Origin of the sequence: Nonomuraea sp. NPDC049504 (assembly GCF_040676845.1) — a bacterium.
Classification (GTDB): Bacteria; Actinomycetota; Actinomycetes; order Streptosporangiales; family Streptosporangiaceae; genus Nonomuraea; species Nonomuraea salmonea.
Window position 1 is genome coordinate 425645 of the sequence record NZ_JBFAPT010000005.1, and the last position, 17656, is coordinate 443300.

Here is a 17656-nt window from a genome sequence, read left to right on the forward strand (position 1 = left end):
CGCCGCGGCTCAGAGGGGGAGGGCCGCGGTGGCGGTGCGGAAGGAGGCCACCGCTGCCTTGATCGCCGGGTGGGCGCTGTTGCCGCGTCTGAAGGCCGCCAGAGTGCGGCGGCTCAGGTCGAGGCGGGTGAGGGTCACGCCGTTCGGCGGGGTGGTGGCGGCCAGGTGGGGGACGAGGGCGACGCCCTGGCCGGCGGCGGCGAAGGCCAGGACGGTGTCGAAGTCGTCGATGTGGTGGCGGACGCGCGGCTCGAAACCGGCCGCCTGGCAGGCCCTGATCGCCATCGTGTGGCAGAGCGTGCCGGGCTTGCCGGTGATCCAGGCGTCGGCGCGGGCGGCGGCGATCGAAGGCCGGTCGGTCAGGTACATCGGCTCGCTGAACAGCGGCTCCGTCTCGATGGACGCGTCGGTGACGGGCGGCACGAAGTCGTACTCGTGGACGAGCGCCACGTCCAGCTCACCGGCCCGCAGCGCGGCGGAGACGTCCGCCGGGTCGATCTCCGAGACCATCGGCTCCAGCCGGGGATGCGCGCCGGCCAGCTCGGCGAGGGCGGGCGGTAGCAGCACGCGGGCGGCGGTCGGGAACGCGCCGATCCGCAGCGCCCCCGCGGGGCCGCCCTTCACGGCGGCGAGCGCGGCCGAGGCGCGTTCGAGCTGCTCCAGGACGGCGTCGGCGTGCTCGACGAGCAGCCGCCCGGCCGGGGTCAGCGTCACCGTACGGCCGGTGCGCTCCAGCAGGGGCACGCCCGCCTCCCGCTCCAGCGCGCCGAGGTGCTGCGAGACGGCGGACGGGGTGAACGTGACCGCCTCGGCCACGGCGGTGATGGTGCCGCGGCGGGCGAGTTCGCGGAGCAGGCGGAGCTTGCGAGGGTCGAGCATAAGTTCAGCTTAAGCTCGAAGTCAGAAATCCGTGCTGGACCTAACGGGTCGGCGGGCGGCAGGCTCGGAGCATGCTGACAGGAATCCACGTACCGCTGATCACTCCCTTCGACGCCGCCGGCGCGGTGGCCGTGGACGCCGTCGAGAAGCTTGGCAGGCACATGCTCGACGAGGGCGCGTCCGGGCTGGTCGCGCTGGGCACCACCGGCGAGGTGGCGGCGCTCACCCCGGAGGAGCGGGCGCGGGTCATCGAGGCGTGCGCGCGGGTCTGCGAGGAGCGGCAGGCGCCGCTGACCGTGGGGGTCACCGGCAACGACACGCGGACGACGGCGGCGGCCCTGCGCGAGCTGCCCGCCGGGGTGAGCGCGGCGCTGGTCACCGTGCCGTACTTCCTGCGGCCCGGCGAGCGCGGCGTCGTCGCGCACTTCGAGGCGCTGGCCGAGGAGTCGCCGGTGCCGCTGGTGATCTACCACATCCCCTACCGCACCGGGCAGGCCGTCGGTGCCGCCACGCTGCGGCGGCTCGCCGCGCACCCGAGGATCGCCGGGGTCAAGTACGCGACGGGCGGCGTCGATCAGGACGCCATCGACCTGGTGGGCGACGTGCCCGAGGGCTTCGCGGTGCTGGGCGGCGACGACGCGGTCATCTCGCCGCTGCTGGCGCTGGGCGCGGCGGGCGGCATCCTGGCCTCCGCGCACCTGGAGACCAGGAGCTTCGCCGACCTGGCCGACGCCTGGCGCGCCGGGGACGCCGGGGACGTCGCGCGCGCCCGCGACCTCGGGCGGCGGCTGGCCCGGCTGTCGGCGGCGCTGTTCGCCGAACCCAACCCGACCGTCATCAAGGGCGTGCTGCACGCGCAGGGGCTGATCCCGACGCCGGACGTCCGCCTGCCGCTGTTGCCCGCCGCCGAGGAGACGGTGTCCCGCGCACTGGCCGCGCTAAGGGCTTGACCATGAAGGGGGTATCGGGCTAGGTTCTCCCCCCAATGGGAACTCTGTGATCTTCGCCCCCGGGGCGCACGCGCGTCGAGCCTGAGCTCCGCCCGTGCCGCCCCGCATCGGTCATCTTCCGTACCGATCAAAGGGGAACGCGCTTTATGCGTACCGCTGCCCAAGCCCAACTGACTTTTCACGACATCACCAAGCGTTACGACACCCGGGTCGTCCTCGACCGGGTCTCCTTCACCGTCAGCCCCGGCGAACGGATCGGGGTCATCGGGGACAACGGAGCGGGCAAGTCCACGCTGCTCAAGCTCATGGCGGGCGCCGAACGGCCGGACAACGGCGACCTGACCGTCGTCGCGCCGGGCGGCGTCGGGTACCTGCCGCAGTCTCTGGAGCTGCCGCCGGACGCGACCGTGGCCGACGCGATCGACCGTACGCTCGCCGACCTCCGCTCACTGGAGGCCAGGATCAGCGAGGCCGGGCACGCGCTGGCCGCCGGCGGTTCCGCCATGGACGCCTATGCCCGGCTGGTCGCGGAGTTCGAGGCGCGCGGCGGGTACGAGGCCGACGCGCGGGTGGACGCCGCGCTGCACGGGCTCGGGCTGCCGGGGCTCGACCGGTCCCGGCCGGTGGCCACGCTGTCCGGGGGCGAGCGCTCCCGGCTGGCGCTGGCCGCCACGCTGGCCGCCGAACCCGAGCTGCTCCTGCTGGACGAGCCCACCAACGACCTGGACGACCGGGCCGTGGCCTGGCTCGAACAGCGCCTTCGCGCCCACCGGGGCACGGTCGTGGCGATCACCCACGACCGGATGTTCCTGGAGCGGGTGACCTCCACCGTGCTGGAGGTCGGCGAGGGACGGGTGCGCCGCTACGGCGACGGATACGACGGCTACCTCGCCGCCAAGGCCGCCGAGCGGGCGGCGCGGCTGCGGGCGTACGAGGAGTGGCGCCAGGAGCTGGCCCGCCACTCCGCGCTGGTCGCCGCCAATGCCGGCCGGCTGGCCGCGGTGCCGCGCAAGCTGACCCTGGCGAGCATGGGCACCGGCGCGTGGCGCGCCCGCTCCCGCACGCACGGCGCCGCGGGCCGCATCCGTCAGGCGCAGCAGCGAGTGCAGCGCCTGACCGCCAACCCGCTGACCCCGCCCCCCGACCCCCTACGCTTCACCACCGTCCCCTCGGCCACCACCGTGTCCGCGACCGGCGAGCCGGTGGCGGTGGTGGTGCTCGATGGGGTGGAGGTGGCAGGGCGGCTGCGGCTGGACGCCCTCACCGTACGGGCCGGCGAGCGGCTGCTCGTCACCGGGCCGAACGGGGCGGGCAAGAGCACGCTCATGCGCGTCCTGGCCGGGGAGCTGCGGCCGGACGCCGGGACGGTCGTGCGCACGGGCCGGGCCGGCCTCCTGCGCCAGGACGAGGCGGCCGGGCCGCCGGAGCGCACCCTGCTCGCCGCCTACGCGCACGGGCGGCCGGGGTCGCTGGACGAGCACGCGGACGCGCTGCTGGCCCTGGGGCTGTTCCGGCCCGCGGACCTGCGGCTGCGCCTGGGCGAGCTGTCGTACGGGCAGCGCCGCAGGGTCGAGCTGGCCCGCCTGGTCAGCGACCCCGTTGACCTGCTGCTGCTCGACGAGCCGACCAACCACCTGTCGCCGGACCTCGTCGAGCAGCTCGAAGCGGCGCTGGCCTCCTACGAGGGCGCGCTGATGATCGTCACCCACGACCGCCGCCTACGCGCCACCTTCACCGGCTCCCACCTGGAGCTCCGCAACGGCGCCCCAGCCTGACCCACGACCGCCCCGCTGCCCCGCCACTCGCCCGCCCGGCCGCGGACCGGCCGCCGGGCGGCGGCCGGGCGGCGGGCTGGGGCGGCGCCTGCCTGAGGCCCGGCCGGCTTCGGGCCGGCGGGCGGGCGGTCAGGTGCAGGGCAGCCGGGTGGGGTCAGTGGTCTGATGCTCTGATGGCGGTGCCTACCTCGCCCACTCGGTCGGCCAGCAGGCCGAGGGCGCCCACCGCGCGGGTCATCGGGTCGTCCTCGGCGCCGCCCAGTGCCTTGTCCCTCAGGTAGGCGGCCTTCACCGCGGCCCATCGTTCCGCCTGGGCGGGGGACAGGCGGTTGCGGAGTTCGGCCAGTTTGAGGAGGTTGGCCTCGGCGTCGGTGGTCAGCGTTTGGGCCTCGCCCAGGTAGTGGTCGTCGATCAGGGCCTCCAGCTCGGCGTCGTTCATCGCGGGCACGATGCGCTCGGCCAGCTTGTTCATGTTCCGGTACGACCCCTGCAGCCGGTACGGCGGCTCCGTGCGAGCCGCGTCCGACTGCCCGGCCGAGGCGATGTAGGCCCGGTTGTTGGCCAGCACCACCTCCTGGACGCGCACCAGCTTGGCGAGCACGCCCAGGATCCGCTCCAGCTCGGGCTTGGTGTACGGGTGCGTGAGCTGGTCCGGCCGGACGGCGGTGTCGCCCTTGGCCAGGCGTACGAGCAGCTCGACGTCGGAGCGGTCGCGGCCGGAGAGGGACGCGAGCACCGGGTTGGAGGTGAGGGCGTTGTCGATGTAACTCAGCGCGAACAGCTCCTCGCGTCCGGCCAGCACGTCGCCCAGGTTCCACACGTCGGCCCGGTTGGCGAGCATGTCGGGGATGCGGAAGCGCTGCCCCGACTCGGTGTACGGGTTGCCCGCCATGCACACCGCGAACCGCTTGCCGCGCAGGTCGTAGGTGCGGGTGCGGCCGTTCCAGACGCCCTCCATGCGGCGCTGGGCGTCGCACAGCGAGATGAACTTCTGCAGCAGCTCGGGCGAGGTGTGCTGGATGTCGTCCAGGTAGAGCAGGGTGTTGTTGCCGCTCTCCAGCGCGAACGAGATCTTCTCGACTTCCTGCCTGGCCGTGGCGTCGGGCGCGTCGGCGGGGTCGAGCGAGGTCACCGCGTGGCCCAGGGCGGGGCCGTTTACCTTGACGAGGACCAGGCCGAGGCGGCTGGCCACGTACTCCATGAGGGTGGTCTTGCCGTAGCCGGGCGGCGAGATGAGCAGCAGCAGGCCGTTCTGGTCGGTGCGTTTGCCCGCGCCCGCCGCCCCGAGCTGCTTGGCGAGGTTGTCGCCGATGAGCGGCAGGTAGACCTCGTCCAGCAGCCGGTTGCGGACGAAGGCGCTCATGACCTTCGGCTTGTACTCCTCGAGGCGCAGGCGGCGGCGCTCGGCCTCGACCAGCTCGCTCCGGCGGCGCTGGTAGGCGCGGAAGGCCGGCACCCGCTCGGCCGCGAACCGCCTGATGCGCGGCAGGATCTCGTCCAGCCGCAGCTCCAGCGCGCGGTCCCGGATGCGGGGATGGCTGCCGAGCAGCCCGTGCACGGTCTCGGCGGTGGCGGCGCTGGAGTCGTGGCGGGGCAGGTCGCACAGCAGCACGGCGACCGCCTCGGGCAGCTCGGGACCCTGGCGGTAGGCGGTGAGCCAGGCGCGGGCGAGCTGGAGGCGTTCGGGGAGGGGGAGCGCTTTGAGGTCGTCCTCGAACTCGCGGTTCTTGGCCGGGCCGAGCTCGTGCCTGAACCCGTCGAGCAGGTCGCGCGCCGCCTTCCCGGTCACGAAACCGGCCGGCGTCCCGCCCAGCTCCTCCACTAGGTACTCGCCGGCGAGCCCCGCGACCCCACCCTGATCAGGGGATCCTGAGGTCTCGGAGGAGAAGCGGGCGATGGCCGTGCCCAGTTCCTCGGCCAGCTCGGTCACGGCGGGTGCGGAGCCGAAGAGCTCACGCGCGCGCACCAGCGACACGGCCCGGGTGGCCAATGTTTTACGTGAAACCTCGTCGGTCCCGAAGGCCCAGAAGAGCTGCGCCGCCGCCCGTACCTCCGCCGGATAGCGCAGCAGCCCGGCCCCCTCGCGCAGCCGGACGAGCGTGTCGAGGATGAGCGTGGCGTCGTGGTCGTGGACGCCGCGCTCGTACCCCTCGTCGTAGCGCGACTCGGCGGCCTGCCTGACCAGGTCGGCGAGCGGCGCGCCGGCCGTGACGCCGTCGAGCAGGGAGACGGCGAGGTACTCCGCGCGGTACACCTCCGGCGTCTCCGAGACCAGCGACTGCTCCCAGAACGGCCGGGTGTCGGCGAACGACTCGGGCACGGGCGCCCGGTAGTCGGTGCCGGTGATGGCGAAGAACATCGAGCCGTCGTGGGGCACCAGCGTCAGGTCGATCGGCTGGGTGTTGACCGCGAAGCGGTGGTGGCCGAGGCGCAGCGTCTCGCCGCCGTCGTCGTACAGGTCGAGGCGGTCGCGCAGGGCCCGTCCCGCCTCCTGCTGCACCGACTTGACCCGGCCTTCGAGCTCCTCCGCTCGTACGGCGTCGCCCAGCTCCCGCAGCTCGCCGGCCGCCGAGCGGACCCGCGCCACCATCGGGTCGGTGGCGAAGTAGGTGTTGACCTCGTCGAGCGACCCGAGCGTGCCGAGCCGCCTGGTGACGCCGGCCAGCACCCGTTCCGCGGAGGCGAAGACGCGGTCGGCGCGCCTGGCAAGCTCGTCGAGCTGGGTCTGCTTGCGGGCGGAGAACGCCTCGTAGACGTCGTCGCGCTTGGTGGCGAGCTGCGCCGCGAAGTCGTCGAACTCGCCGAAGCGCGACTCCAGGGTCTCGATCTGCAGCATCAGCCGGCCGAGCTGCTCGTCACACCGCGCGGGCGTGTCGGCCATCGCGAGCGCGCCGGTGACGGCCTGCCCGAGCAGCGCGAACTCGGCGGCGAACGCGGCCCTGCCCTCCGCGCCGAGCAGCTCGCGGCGGCGGCCGTCGAGCACGGCCCGCGCCCGGTTCACGCCGCCGAGCACCTCGGCGATGCGGCCCAGGATGGAGGTGCGGACGGTCGCGTCGGCGATGTCCAGCGACCCGACGACCTCGGTGACGACTTCGAGCCCTTCTGCCTGCTCGGCGAGCCGGTCGGCGACGGGCGCGGCCTCGGCGGCGGTGCCGATGGCGGCGGCGTCGGCGGCCAGGCGTTCGACGGCGGCGTGGTAGGCGGTGAAGGCGTCCTCGCCGGACAGGAACGCGACGGCCCGCTGCCCGGTGCCGGCCACCGCCTCGGTGACGGCGGCGGACAGCTCGTCGAGCGCGGCGAGGTTGATGTAGCGGGTCTCGCGCAGCGTCACCAGGTGGCCCTGGGCGCGGCGCAGCGTGGCCAGCAGCGTCACCCACGCGTCGGCGGTGTCCGGGTCGTCGGCCTGGGCGCGGCGGACGAGCTGGGTGGTCTCCTCGGTGGCCGACTCCAGCGTGCGCGCGGCCTGGCGGGTGAGCTGCTCGACGTTCTCGTACTCGTCGAGCACCTGCTCGGCGGTGGCGCGGACGTCGGTGAGCGGCCCGAGCAGGCCGTGCTCGCCGAGCCAGTGGTAAGAGTCGAAGGCGCGCGTGCAGGCCCCGATCAGCCCCTCGAACGTGCCGGCGGACGGCGCCATCTCCTCGACCATCCGCGCCACCGACAGGCAGTCGGAGATGCCGCGGACCAGCTCGGCGTTGCCGATGCGCTCCAGCGGCCCGGTGCCGACGGGCTGGGTGGCGGCGTAGGTGTCGGACACGTACGGCGTCTGCCACACCTGCATCGGGTGCACCCGGGTGGGCTCGTCGGAGGTGGCGCGGAAGACCACCATCGTGCCGTCGTCGAACAGCGAGTACCCGTGGCAGACGATCGGGGTGGCCACCTCCTTCCTGATCACGTTGTACGGCAGCAGCAGCGAGCGCCCGTCGCCCCTGGCGTGGAAGACGTACAGGACGTCCTCGCCGTTGGGGGAGCGCACCATCCGCTCGAACTCCAGGTCCGTCACGTCGGTGTCGAACGTCTTGCTGACGCCGGTGGCGAGGTAGTAGCCGCCGGGGAAGATGAGCCCCTGGTCCTCGGGCAGCCGCTGGCACGCCTGCCCGATGCCGTCGAGCCGCTCGACGCCCTTGGTGCGGGTGTTGAAGACGAGGTGGCGCCAGTCGGGCTCCTTGTACGGCCGGATCCGCATGAGGATGAGCGGCCCGACGCGGGCGTACTCGACGTCGGCGTCCCCGAGGCTCTGCAGCGGCTCGGCCACGGGCTCGGAGTAGATGCCGGCCCCTGTCTCGGTGTTGTCCTCGACCTTGATGGTGAGGTCGCCGCCGACGGTCTCGACGAACACCTCGCCGTCGATGGAGATGTGCGGGTGGCGGCCGAGCACGTGGTCGTCGCGGGTGGTGGCGGTCCACTCGAAGTCGTGGGACGGGGGGAACTCGTGGTCGCGCTCACCCCTGTTATCCAGATATTTCGAGACTCCGGCGGTGCTGACCGTCCAGCGCAGCACCCGCGTGTCCCCAGGACCGGTCCTGAAGACCGCGAGCAGCTTGCCCTCGACCCGCCTGAGCTGCTGCAGCCGGGTCTCCTTGTAGTAGCGGTAGAGCTCGGCGAAGTCCTTCCTGAACGCCGGGTCGTCCAGCGCGGCCAGCCGGTCGGCGTCGAACCTGAAGGCGTCGCCGTCCCTGGAGAAGCGGTGCACGGCGAACACGTCGGCCACCGTCGTCTCCGGCTTGAGCCCGATGAAGACGTTGTAGCCGAACAACATCACGTCGCCCAGGGAGACGATGTCCCTGGGGACGCAGTTGTGCTCCGTACGGATGCGCTCGGTGCCGAGCAGGCGCAGCTCGGCCCCGCCGAAGACCTTCAGCCGCGCGTCGTTGAGCCTGGCCGCCGCCTCCGCGAGCGCCTTGGCCTGAGCCTGGAGGCGGTTCCTGAGGACCTCGTACGTCCCCGCCTCCAGACTCGCTTCGAGCGTGCTCACTTCGCGCCGGCCAGCGCCGCCACCGGCGAGTCCGCGACACCCAGCCTGCGGGCGGTCTCCAGCAGCTCACCGAGGGCCGACGACTGCGGGCCGCCGTCCTGGATGAGCTTCATGAGCAGGGCGGAGACGGTGACGTTCCTGAGGTCCTCGGTGCTGACGCCGCCGACCACGCGCGCGAGGTCGGACGCCAGGCTCGCGCTGCCGTTCACGTACGGCGACACGACCGCCTCGGCGACCTGCGAGTGGCCCACGAACCCGTCCACGACCTTGCCCGCGGTGATCGAGCCGACCACCTTGTCGAAGAACATGGTGTCGCCGCCGACGATGTCGATGTTGGCCTTGGCCAGACCGGCCGCGAGCACGCTGGCCTGCGACTCGGCGACCTGCCTGTTGACGTCGATGTGCTTGAGCCTGATCTCCTTGTCGGCCTCCAGGCGCAGGCGGTACTCCTCGTGCGCCCTGCTGGCCTCGTCCAGCGCGGCCATCGCGGCGGCCTTCTCGGTCAGACCCTCGGCCTCGGCCTTGAGCTTCTCGCCCACCGCCGCGGCGCCGGCCAGCGCCATGGCCTGCTCGCCTTCGGCGCGGGCCTTGAGCCGCTCGCCCTCGACCAGGGCCATCGCCTTGGCGCCGTCGGCCTCGGCGGCCAGCCGCTCCTTCAGCGCCAGAGCCTCGGCGCGGCCCACCTTCTCGATGGCCTCGGCGTCGCGCTCCTTGATCTGCACCTCCGCGAGGCCGGCCGCGGCGGTCTCGGCCTGGATGCCCTCGGCCAGCCGGATCTTGGCGCGCGCGTCCAGGTCGGCGGCCTGCTGCCTGGCCTCGGCCAGCACGAGCTCCTCGCGGGCCCTGAACTTGGACGCGGCCTCGGCCGCCTCGGCCGCCTTGATGTCCTTGACCAGGTTCTCCTGGGCCTCGGCCTCGGCGGCGATGATGACCTGCTGGCGGGTGCGCTCGGCCTCCTCGACCACGCGCAGCCGCTTGATCGACTCCTCCTGCTCGGCGACGGTCTTGTCCACCGCGATGCGCTCGCGGATGACCTCGGCGATCGACCGCTTCTCGGTCTCGACCTCCATGTCCTTCGCGATGCGCGACAGCTCGGTCTCCCGCTCGCGGGCGATGACCTCCAGCAGGCGGTCCTTCTCGATGCGCTCGGCCTCGATGGCGATCACGCGCTCGCGGTTCTTCTCGGCGACGGCGACCTCGCGGGCCCTGTTCTCGTTCGCGACGCCGAGCTGCTCGTCGGTCTTGAGGTTCGCGGCGTGGGCGCGCAGCCGCTCCTCGGCCTGGACGCGGGCGATCTCGGCCTCTTCGCGGGCCTTGACGGTCTCGATCTCGCGGCGCTGCTTCAGCTCGGCGTCGGCCTGGCGGCGCTCCAGCTCCAGGATGGCCTCGCGGGCGTCCACGTTCTGGCGGGTGATCTCCTTCTCCTCGTTGCGCTGGTACTCGTTGGTCCGCACGTGCTCGATCGCCGTCAGCTCGGTGATCTTGCGGATGCCCTGCGCGTCGAGGATGTTGCTCTTGTCGAGCTGGTTCAGCGCGGTCTGCTCCAGGTAGTCGATGGCCGCGTCCTCAAGGCTGTAGCCGTTGAGGTCGGTGCCGATCAGCCGGACGATCTCGTCGCGGAACTCGTCGCGCTTGGTGTAGAGGTCGACGAAGTCGAGGTGCTTGCCCGCCGTCTTCAGCGCCTCGGAGAACTTCGCGTTGAACAGCTCCTGCAGGGTCGTCTCGTCGCTGGCCCTGGCGGTGCCGATGGCCTGGGCGACCTTGATGACGTCCTCGGCGGTCTTGTTCACGCGGACGAAGAAAGTGATCTTGATATCGGCTCTGATGTTGTCGCGGCAGATCAGGCCCTCGCGGCCGGTGCGTTCAATCTCGATCGTCTTCACCGAGATGTCCATGATCTCGGCTTTGTGGACGACCGGAAGGACCACCGCGCCGGTGAACGTCACGTCGACCTTGTTGACCTTCGACACGATGAGTGCCTTGCCCTGTTCGACCTTGCGGAAAAGGCGGCCGATCACGAGCAGCAGGCCGATCACGATGACGAGGACGACGGCGAGGAATACGCCGAAGCCGGTGGAGATGACGTCCATCAGTGCTCACTTTCGTACGGCATGACCAAGAAGAATTCGCCGTCTTTGTCGTAGTCGAAGATGAGGGCGGCGTCGTCGCGCTTCAGGCGGTCGGCGCCGGTCGTACGCACCTGCACGATCGCGGACGAGCCGTCGGCGGAGGTGACCTCGGCCTGGCCGAAGTCGGGGGTCGCGGTGCCGGTGCGGATCACGCACGGCTGGCTCACGAACTCGTCGCGCGAGCGGGTCTCCCCTTGGGGGAAGAGTGCGCGCAGCGGTCTCAGCAGGGCACGGACGGCGAGCCAGGCCGCCGCCGACGCGGCGAGCGGCACGACGATCAGCAGGCCGCCGCTCGTCAGCACGGCGCCGATGAGGCACAGCAGCCAGGCCAGCGCGACGAGCAACGACAGCGCGACGCCGGCGGGAACTCCCCCGAACCCCAGCCAGGCGGCGTCGTCCTCGATCTCGAACAGACCGGTGATCACGGCCAGCCAATAGGCGACGACCACCCCGAGCAGGAAGGTGAAAATGACAGTCGGAAAACTTAACGCGATGCTGAAGAAGTCGGTCATGCCGCCCCGGTGTTGCCCCGTCCCCGTGTGTGTCCAATAGGACTATATCTAGATAAAGCACGAGTAAAGGAAAAAGTTCCCGAGTCGATATGGTGTTGACCTCAAGCCAAGTTGAGGTAGCAGGCTTGATCGCATGAGCGATCTGATGAGAGCGGCCGCCTTCACGGAAACGGGCGGACCGGAAGTGCTGAAGATGATGGAGCTGCCCGCTCCCCAGGCGGGGCCCGGCCAGGTGCGAGTCCGGGTGCGGGCGGCGGGCGTGCAGCCGTTCGACACGGCCATCCGGGCGGGCTGGATGCCCGGCTACCTCGATGACATCCCGTTCCCGCGCATTCCAGGCAACGAGTTCGCCGGCGTGATCGACCAGGTCGGGCCGGACGTGACCGGGTTCTCGGCGGGCGACGAGGTGCTCGGGTTCAACGTGCTCAACTGCTGCGCCGAGTACGTCGTGGTGCCGGCCGCCAACGTGACGCCCAAGCCGGCCGGGGTGCCGTGGGAGGTGGCGGGGAGCCTCACCGCCGGGGTGCAGACGGCCGAGCTGGCGCTCGACAACCTCGGGCTGGCCGCCGGCGAGACACTGCTCGTGCACGCGGCGGCGGGCGGCGTGGGCACGGCGGCGGTGCAGATCGCCAGGCGGCGCGGGGCCACCGTGATCGGCACCGCCCGCGAGGCCAACCACGACTACCTGCGTGAGCTGGGGGCCATCCCCGTCACCTACGGCGAGGGACTGGCCGACCGGGTCCGCGCGCTCGCGCCCGGCGGGGTGGACGCCGCCCTCGACGGGGCCGGCGGGCACGCGCTTGAGGTCTCGCTCGACCTGGTCGCCGACCGGCGGCGCATCGTCACCATGGTCGAGCACGACAAGGCCGGCGCGCTCGGGGTGCGGCTGGTGCAGGGGGAGCGGTCGGCCGAGCGGCTCGGACGGTACGCGCGGCTGTACGCGGAAGGCTCCGTCTCCTGGCGGGTGCGGCGGACGTACCGGCTGGAGGAGGCGGCGGAGGCGCACCGCGACGTCGAGGGCCGCCACGGCGCCGGCAAGGTCGTCATCACCCCTTGACGCCCCCACCCCGTCATGGGGCGGGCCGCCCGGGCGGCCGGCAGGCGTTCGGGGTGGGTGGAGTGTCTCTGGTCGCTCGGCCGGTCACCAGCGCGTGTGCACGGCCTCGGCGATCGTGAGCTGGACGTCGTCCAGTTCGCGGTCGTTTTCGCGGACCAGCCAGAGGCAGTTCTGCAGCACCCGGCCGAGCGTCCAGCCGGCCGCCCTCCGCCGGTCGGCGCCGAGTCCTTCGGTCATGAGGTCGAAGCGGCGCAGCGTCTCCCTGCGTACGTCGCCGGTCGCCACCGCCTCGTCCCAGCGGTTCCACAGGGCGGGCAGCAGCTCGAACCCTGGATCGCCGGCCAGCGGCTTCGGGTCGATGACCAGCCACGGCTCCCGGTCGGCGGCCAGCACGTTGGCGTAGTGCAGGTCCCAGTGCAGCAGCCGGTCACGATGCCCGCCCGCCAGCTCGGGAACCAGCTCGGCGACGGCATCGGCGCACCGCCGCAACCAGGCGCGGTCCCGCTCGCGCGGCAACGCGGCGACGGCCGCGTCCACCTCGTCCAGCATGCGCCACGCGATGTCCTCCAGCCGCCGCCACCCGGACGCCGGCGCGGGATGGGAGGAGAGGCGGCCCAGGAGGGCGGTGAGGGTCTCCAGGGCCGCGGTGACGTCGGGGACGTCCTCCAGGGAGCGGCGGGCATGCAGGCGTTCGAGGAGCAGAGTGCCGGTCCCGGGGTCGGCGGCGAGGAGGCGTACGGCGCCGTCGCCCGCCCACGTACGCAGCGCCAGGGCCTCGCCGGCGGTCTCCTCCGTGACGGGCTGGAGCTTGAGCGCCGCCCGCGTCCCGTCGGCCCGCACCACGGGCAGCACGAGCGCCACGATGCCGTGGCTCGGCTCGCCGTCAGGCCGCAGCTCCCACTCGTCGAGGAAGCGCTCGGCCAGCCCGGGCAGCGCGGCCACCCAGGCGGGCCCCGCGTCGTCCGCGTGACGCAGGTGCGAGGCGGTCAGCGCGGCGGGCACCGTGATCCGCATGGCTCCGGATCAGTAGTGCCAGGGGTAGGGCGACCAGTCGGGCTCGCGCTTCTCCAGGAACGCGTCGCGGCCCTCGGCCGCCTCGTCCGTCATGTACGCCAGCCGCGTCGCCTCGCCCGCGAACAGCTGCTGGCCCACCAGCCCGTCGTCCACGGCGTTGAAGGCGTACTTGAGCATGCGCTGCGCGGTCGGCGACTTGCCGTTGACCTTGCGGGCCCACTCCAGCGCGGTCGCCTCCAGCTCCGCGTGCGGCACCACGGCGTTGACCATGCCCATGCGGTGGGCGTCGGCCGCGCTGTAGGTCTCGCCGAGGAAGAAGATCTCGCGGGCGAACTTCTGCCCGACCTGCCGGGCGAGGTACGCCGAGCCGTAGCCGCCGTCGAAGCTGGCGACATCGGAGTCGGTCTGCTTGAAGCGGGCGTGCTCGGCGCTGGCGAGCGTGAGGTCGGCGACGACGTGCAGGCTGTGCCCGCCGCCCGCGGCCCACCCCGGCACGACGCAGATGACGACCTTCGGCATGAACCGGATGAGCCGCTGCACCTCGAGGATGTGCAGGCGGCCGGTGGAGGGGGTGCCGTCGGCGTACTGGTAGCCGTCCTTGCCCCTGATGCGCTGGTCGCCGCCGGAGCAGAAGGCCCAGCCGCCGTCCTTGGGCGAGGGGCCGTTGCCGGTCAGCAGCACGCAGCCGACGTCGGTGGTCTGCCGGGCGTGGTCGAGCGCGCGGTAGAGCTCGTCCACGGTCTGGGGCCTGAAGGCGTTGCGCACCTCGGGCCGGTTGAACGCGACGCGCACGGTGCCGTGGTCGACGGCCCGGTGGTAAGTGATGTCGGTGAAGTCGAAGCCCTCGACGGGCTGCCACGCCTTGGGATCGAACAACTCGGAGACCATGGCCGAGAGCCTAACCGATCTGGTTTTCCGCCCATTCGCCCCACTGGCGCCGGCTCTCGGCGAGGCGGCGGCCGTAGATCAGCCTGGGACCACCCGCGCTTCCTCCGGCTCGACACCGTGCTCACCCCGGCCTGGGCGGTGGCCTTCACCGTCGCCGCCATCGCCCTGACCGTGGTGCTGCACGCCTCCCTTCACGCGACGGCGACGGTGGTCGCCATCAAAGTGCTCTCGTTCGTGGTGCCCGCCGCCTTCACCGCGTGGTATCCCGGCCACGTGCGGCGGGTGTCGGCTAGGTGACCTCGGCGCGCAGCTCCGCGAGCAGCTCCCCCTGGTCGGCCAGCATGTCGGTGAGGATGCGTCGGGCGGCGCCCAGCAGGTCGGCGAGCTCGGGCGTGGCCAGCGTGTAGACCACGGTGCTGCCCTCGCGGATCGCACTCACGATGCCGGCCCTGCGCAGGACGGCGAGCTGCTGGGAGAGGCTCGAGGCCTCGATGTCGATCTGGGCCAGCAGGTCCCTGACGGGCAGTGGCCCTTCCTGGAGTAGCTCCAACACTCGGATGCGAGCGGGGTGGCCGAGCGTTCGGAAGAAGTCGGCCTTGGCCTGGTAGACCTCCACGTGCATAGCTTCAGAGTAATCTAGTTCAGTTGCATAATTCTTCAAGTCGCTATGTTGTTGGATAGCATGACAGCGGGGACTAGGGAGAAGCCATGGGCCGAGGAAGAGCCAAGGCGAAGCAGACGAAGGTCGCTCGCCAGCTGAAGTACGCCAACCACAACATCGACTACGACCGGCTGCGCGAGGAGCTGGGCGCCGACACGCGACGCGAGGAGATGTACCCGCCTACGCCGTCGGAGCAGGAGTCCGAACGCGGGCGTTGACCAGGGGCCCGCTGCGCGGATCGCCGGAGCCCTGGGCTCCGGCGACCCCCATGACGCCGCGTCCGCCGGTCAGGTGGCGCAGGTGTCGTGCGTGGCGTCGAAACCCTTGAGCGCCTCGGTGTCGCCCGCCCGCAGCGGCTTGAGCCCCTGCCAGTCGTCGCCGATGACCAGCACCAACCGGCTCGTACGCGCCGCCGCCAGCTCCTTCGGCCGGCTCTTGAGCACGTCCTTGGACAGGGTGGGCACCCGGGTCTCGCCGTTGGGCCCGTAGAAGACGGTGGTCTGCTTCTGCGGCTTGCGGGCGGTGTCGCCGATCTTGGCGATGTGATAGCCGCGCTGTTCGAGGGCGGCGGCCACCTCGGTCGCCAGCCCCGTACGCCAGGTGCCGTTGCGCAGCTCGACCTGGATCTTCGAGCGGGCCACCTTCTCCTGGCCGCCCTTGACGCCTTCGACGCTCTCGTCCTTGGCGACGATCTGGAACAACTTGCGCGCCTGCGGCTGCACCCACTCCACGCGGCCCGGCTGGGTGAGCGAGTAGTGCCACGGGGTGGTGATGAAGCGGATCTTGCCGACGTCGATGCCCTGGAGGCTGGTGGCGAGGTCCTTCATGACGCCGAGGGTCAGGCCGCGGTCGGTGGTGACGGCCTGGGTGGCCGCGTCGAGGATGGCGAGCAGCCTGGCGGGGTCGGTGAGCGTCTCGCCGCTCAGCACCTTCTTCACCATTGAGGCGATGAACATCTGCTGGCGCTGGATGCGCCCGATGTCGGAGCCGTCGCCGAGGCTGTAGCGGGCGCGTACGTAGCCGAGCGCCTGCTCGCCGTTGAGGCTCTGCCGCCCGGCGGGCAGGTGCAGCAGCGCCTTCTTGTCGTCGACCGGCTCGGGCAGGCACACCTCGACGCCGCCGACGGCGTTGACGATGCCCTTGAAGCCGGTGAAGTCGACCTTCACGAAGTGGTCGATGTGGATGCCGGTGAGCGACTCGATCGTCTTCCAGGTGCAGCCGATGCCGCCGGAGTTGAACGACTCGTTGATCATGCCGAGGTGGGCCTGCTGGCCGGGGAAGGCGCCGGTGGCCCGGCAGGCGGGCAGCTGGACGAGCGAGTCGCGCGGGAAGCTGATCACCATCGCGTTGTCGCGCTGCGACGACACGTGGACCAGCATGATCGTGTCGGTGCGCTCGCCGGCGACCCGGCCGTACTTGGCGTTCTTGCCGTTGCGCTGGTCGGAGCCGACGACCAGGAGGTTCATCGCGGTGCCTGCCACCTTGGGCGGGCGGGTGGCGCCGAGGTCGTCGGCCGTGAGGTCGGTGTGTTTGACGTTGCCGGTCAGCCGGGCGAAGACGCCCACCGCCACCCCGACGACGAGGAGCACGACGACCACGCTGATCGTGATGACCCAGCGCAACCAGTGGCGGCGCCGCCGCGGCGTGCGGTGATCGGACGGTGGCACCTCGACAAGCCCGCTGCTCACGTGACTTCCCCCTAGACCGGGGCCGAGGGTAGCCGCCCGTGGCCAAGAGCCTCGCCGTACAGATCTCGGCCGGTGAACAGTGCCAGAGTGTACTCAGTCAGGCACGCTCATGCGCAGGGATACGCTGCCTCGCAGGTCGAGCCAGGCGGTGCCGGGGCCGCGCACCAGCCTGAGCACCACCTCGTCGCAGCCGGGGCAGCGGGCGACCAGGCCGGGCTCCGGCCCGTACACGCGCAGTGACGCCACCGGCCCGGTGAGGCCGCAGCTCGCGCAGCGGCCGGTCGCGGAGACCACGTCCACCGCGAAGATCTCGCCGAGCGGGCCGGCCAGCGCGTTGCCGTCGAGGTGTTCCGCCGTCATCAGATACCTCCGTGGAAACCCCCGCCTTCAGGCGGGGAAGGATTCGGACCCCTGCGGGGCAGGACAGGGGCAGCCGGTTCGCCGTCAGGTGAACCGGTGTATCGAACACAGGAGCGAGCTTTGGTTGATCGTTCGGTAGCATGTGGGGCGTGGCGCAGATCGTGAAGCGGGCCTACAAGTACCGCTTCTATCCGACCCCTGAGCAGGCCGGCGAGCTTGCCAGGACGTTCGGCTGCGTCCGTCTCGTTTACAACAAGGCACTCGAGGAGCGCACCCGCGCCTACCGGCTGGAAGGCCGCCGTGTCTCCTATGTGGAGTCCTCCGCGCGCCTGACGGAGTGGAAGCGCAGCGGAGACTATGACTTCCTGTCGGAGGTGTCGTCGGTCCCTCTTCAGCAGGCGCTGCGGCATCTTCAGGCGGCGTTCGCGAACTTCTTCGCCAGGCGCGCCAACTACCCCACATTCAAGTCCCGCAAGAAGTCCCGGGCGTCGGCGGAGTACACCCGCTCGGCGTTCCGCTGGCGTGAGGGCCGGTTGTGGCTGGCGAAGATGGACACGCCGCTGGCCATTGTGTTGTCGCGTCCGCTGCCGGAGGGTGCGCGGCCGTCCACGGTCACCGTCTCCCGTGACGGCGCGGGACGCTGGTTCGTGTCCCTCCTGGTCGAGGAGAAGATCATCCCGCTCCCGCCCGCCGGGCGGAGCGTCGGGGTGGATGCGGGCATCACCGCGCTGGCGACGCTCTCGACCGGCGAGAAGATCGTCAACCCCAAGC

Annotated in this window: 15 protein-coding genes; 6 read left to right on the top strand and 9 right to left on the bottom strand. The window is 71.7% G+C overall.

Annotation, left to right across the window (positions count from 1 at the left end):
* Positions 1 to 9 precede the first annotated feature (9 nt).
* Positions 10 to 879 carry a LysR substrate-binding domain-containing protein gene (locus AB0K28_RS13510; RefSeq protein ID WP_345392929.1) on the bottom strand — a complete coding sequence of 290 codons (870 nt, stop codon included), beginning with the start codon at positions 877 to 879 and terminating at the stop codon, positions 10 to 12.
* 71 nt (positions 880 to 950) lie between these two features.
* On the opposite strand from AB0K28_RS13510, the gene dapA reads away from it, so the two are divergent.
* Both dapA and AB0K28_RS13520 read left to right on the top strand, forming a co-directional pair.
* Positions 951 to 1829 carry a 4-hydroxy-tetrahydrodipicolinate synthase gene (gene dapA, locus AB0K28_RS13515; RefSeq protein ID WP_364368902.1) on the top strand — a complete coding sequence of 293 codons (879 nt, stop codon included), beginning with the start codon at positions 951 to 953 and terminating at the stop codon, positions 1827 to 1829.
* A gap of 146 nt (positions 1830 to 1975) precedes the next feature.
* The gene (locus AB0K28_RS13520) at positions 1976 to 3604 is read left to right on the top strand and encodes a TlrC/CarA/OleB/SrmB family ABC-F type ribosomal protection protein (RefSeq protein WP_364368905.1); all 1629 of its coding nucleotides are present in this window, start codon (positions 1976 to 1978) and stop codon (positions 3602 to 3604) included.
* A gap of 154 nt (positions 3605 to 3758) precedes the next feature.
* Here AB0K28_RS13520 and AB0K28_RS13525 read toward each other — a convergent pair whose 3' ends face one another.
* From AB0K28_RS13525 to AB0K28_RS13535, 3 genes are read right to left on the bottom strand one after another with little or no spacing between them, the layout of a single operon-like run.
* Positions 3759 to 8576, bottom strand: coding sequence for a DNA repair ATPase (locus tag AB0K28_RS13525; protein ID WP_364368908.1), 4818 nt, complete (start codon positions 8574 to 8576; stop codon positions 3759 to 3761).
* Complete coding sequence (locus AB0K28_RS13530) at positions 8573 to 10666, bottom strand: flotillin family protein (RefSeq protein WP_364368911.1); 2094 nt, start codon at positions 10664 to 10666, stop codon at positions 8573 to 8575. The genes AB0K28_RS13525 and AB0K28_RS13530 overlap by 4 nt, the downstream gene beginning before the upstream one ends.
* Positions 10666 to 11217: a hypothetical protein gene (locus AB0K28_RS13535; protein WP_364368914.1), complete on the bottom strand. Its 552-nt coding sequence runs from the start codon at positions 11215 to 11217 to the stop codon at positions 10666 to 10668. Before AB0K28_RS13535 ends, AB0K28_RS13530 begins: the two co-directional genes overlap by 1 nt.
* 133 nt (positions 11218 to 11350) lie before the next feature.
* Between AB0K28_RS13535 and AB0K28_RS13540 the strand changes: the two genes are divergently transcribed.
* The gene (locus tag AB0K28_RS13540) at positions 11351 to 12274 is read left to right on the top strand and encodes an NADP-dependent oxidoreductase (protein ID WP_364368917.1); all 924 of its coding nucleotides are present in this window, start codon (positions 11351 to 11353) and stop codon (positions 12272 to 12274) included.
* 84 nt (positions 12275 to 12358) lie between these two features.
* On the opposite strand, the gene AB0K28_RS13545 is transcribed toward AB0K28_RS13540, so the two are convergent.
* Both AB0K28_RS13545 and AB0K28_RS13550 read right to left on the bottom strand, forming a co-directional pair.
* Positions 12359 to 13288, bottom strand: a complete 930-nt coding sequence (locus AB0K28_RS13545) for an aminoglycoside phosphotransferase family protein (RefSeq protein ID WP_364368920.1) — start codon at positions 13286 to 13288, stop codon at positions 12359 to 12361.
* A gap of 9 nt (positions 13289 to 13297) precedes the next feature.
* Complete coding sequence (locus AB0K28_RS13550) at positions 13298 to 14176, bottom strand: 1,4-dihydroxy-2-naphthoyl-CoA synthase (protein WP_345392905.1); 879 nt, start codon at positions 14174 to 14176, stop codon at positions 13298 to 13300.
* A 117-nt stretch (positions 14177 to 14293) separates the two neighbouring features.
* Between AB0K28_RS13550 and AB0K28_RS13555 the strand changes: the two genes are divergently transcribed.
* Positions 14294 to 14473, top strand: coding sequence for a hypothetical protein (locus AB0K28_RS13555; protein ID WP_345392902.1), 180 nt, complete (start codon positions 14294 to 14296; stop codon positions 14471 to 14473).
* Here the strand turns inward: AB0K28_RS13555 and AB0K28_RS13560 are convergent.
* Complete coding sequence (locus tag AB0K28_RS13560) at positions 14466 to 14798, bottom strand: metalloregulator ArsR/SmtB family transcription factor (protein WP_043615149.1); 333 nt, start codon at positions 14796 to 14798, stop codon at positions 14466 to 14468. The genes AB0K28_RS13555 and AB0K28_RS13560 overlap by 8 nt on opposite strands.
* Before the next feature lie 86 nt (positions 14799 to 14884).
* Between AB0K28_RS13560 and AB0K28_RS13565 the strand changes: the two genes are divergently transcribed.
* On the top strand, positions 14885 to 15055 hold the full coding sequence (locus AB0K28_RS13565; protein ID WP_345392899.1) for a DUF3073 domain-containing protein: 171 nt from the start codon (positions 14885 to 14887) through the stop codon (positions 15053 to 15055).
* Positions 15056 to 15124: 69 nt separating this feature from the next.
* Here the strand turns inward: AB0K28_RS13565 and AB0K28_RS13570 are convergent, their stop codons facing one another.
* Together AB0K28_RS13570 and AB0K28_RS13575 are read right to left on the bottom strand one after the other, a co-directional pair.
* The gene (locus AB0K28_RS13570) at positions 15125 to 16525 is read right to left on the bottom strand and encodes an LCP family protein (protein WP_364368925.1); all 1401 of its coding nucleotides are present in this window, start codon (positions 16523 to 16525) and stop codon (positions 15125 to 15127) included.
* Positions 16526 to 16618: 93 nt separating this feature from the next.
* Entirely contained in the window at positions 16619 to 16885 is a 267-nt protein-coding gene (locus tag AB0K28_RS13575; protein ID WP_345392893.1) for a DUF6510 family protein, read from the bottom strand.
* 149 nt (positions 16886 to 17034) lie between these two features.
* On the opposite strand from AB0K28_RS13575, the gene AB0K28_RS13580 reads away from it, so the two are divergent.
* Positions 17035 to 17656: transposase (locus AB0K28_RS13580; RefSeq protein ID WP_364368928.1), on the top strand; the 622-nt coding region annotated here is incomplete at its 3' end.

Coding starts and splice junctions, on each gene's coding strand:
- AB0K28_RS13545 (WP_364368920.1), bottom strand. CDS start 13,288: ATGCGGATCACGGTGCCCGCCGCGCTGACCGCCTCGCACCTGCGTCAC.
- AB0K28_RS13560 (WP_043615149.1), bottom strand. CDS start 14,798: ATGCACGTGGAGGTCTACCAGGCCAAGGCCGACTTCTTCCGAACGCTC.
- dapA (WP_364368902.1), top strand. CDS start 951: ATGCTGACAGGAATCCACGTACCGCTGATCACTCCCTTCGACGCCGCC.
- AB0K28_RS13530 (WP_364368911.1), bottom strand. CDS start 10,666: ATGGACGTCATCTCCACCGGCTTCGGCGTATTCCTCGCCGTCGTCCTC.
- AB0K28_RS13535 (WP_364368914.1), bottom strand. CDS start 11,217: ATGACCGACTTCTTCAGCATCGCGTTAAGTTTTCCGACTGTCATTTTC.
- AB0K28_RS13575 (WP_345392893.1), bottom strand. CDS start 16,885: ATGACGGCGGAACACCTCGACGGCAACGCGCTGGCCGGCCCGCTCGGC.
- AB0K28_RS13550 (WP_345392905.1), bottom strand. CDS start 14,176: ATGGTCTCCGAGTTGTTCGATCCCAAGGCGTGGCAGCCCGTCGAGGGC.
- AB0K28_RS13540 (WP_364368917.1), top strand. CDS start 11,351: ATGAGCGATCTGATGAGAGCGGCCGCCTTCACGGAAACGGGCGGACCG.
- AB0K28_RS13520 (WP_364368905.1), top strand. CDS start 1,976: ATGCGTACCGCTGCCCAAGCCCAACTGACTTTTCACGACATCACCAAG.
- AB0K28_RS13565 (WP_345392899.1), top strand. CDS start 14,885: ATGGGCCGAGGAAGAGCCAAGGCGAAGCAGACGAAGGTCGCTCGCCAG.
- AB0K28_RS13510 (WP_345392929.1), bottom strand. CDS start 879: ATGCTCGACCCTCGCAAGCTCCGCCTGCTCCGCGAACTCGCCCGCCGC.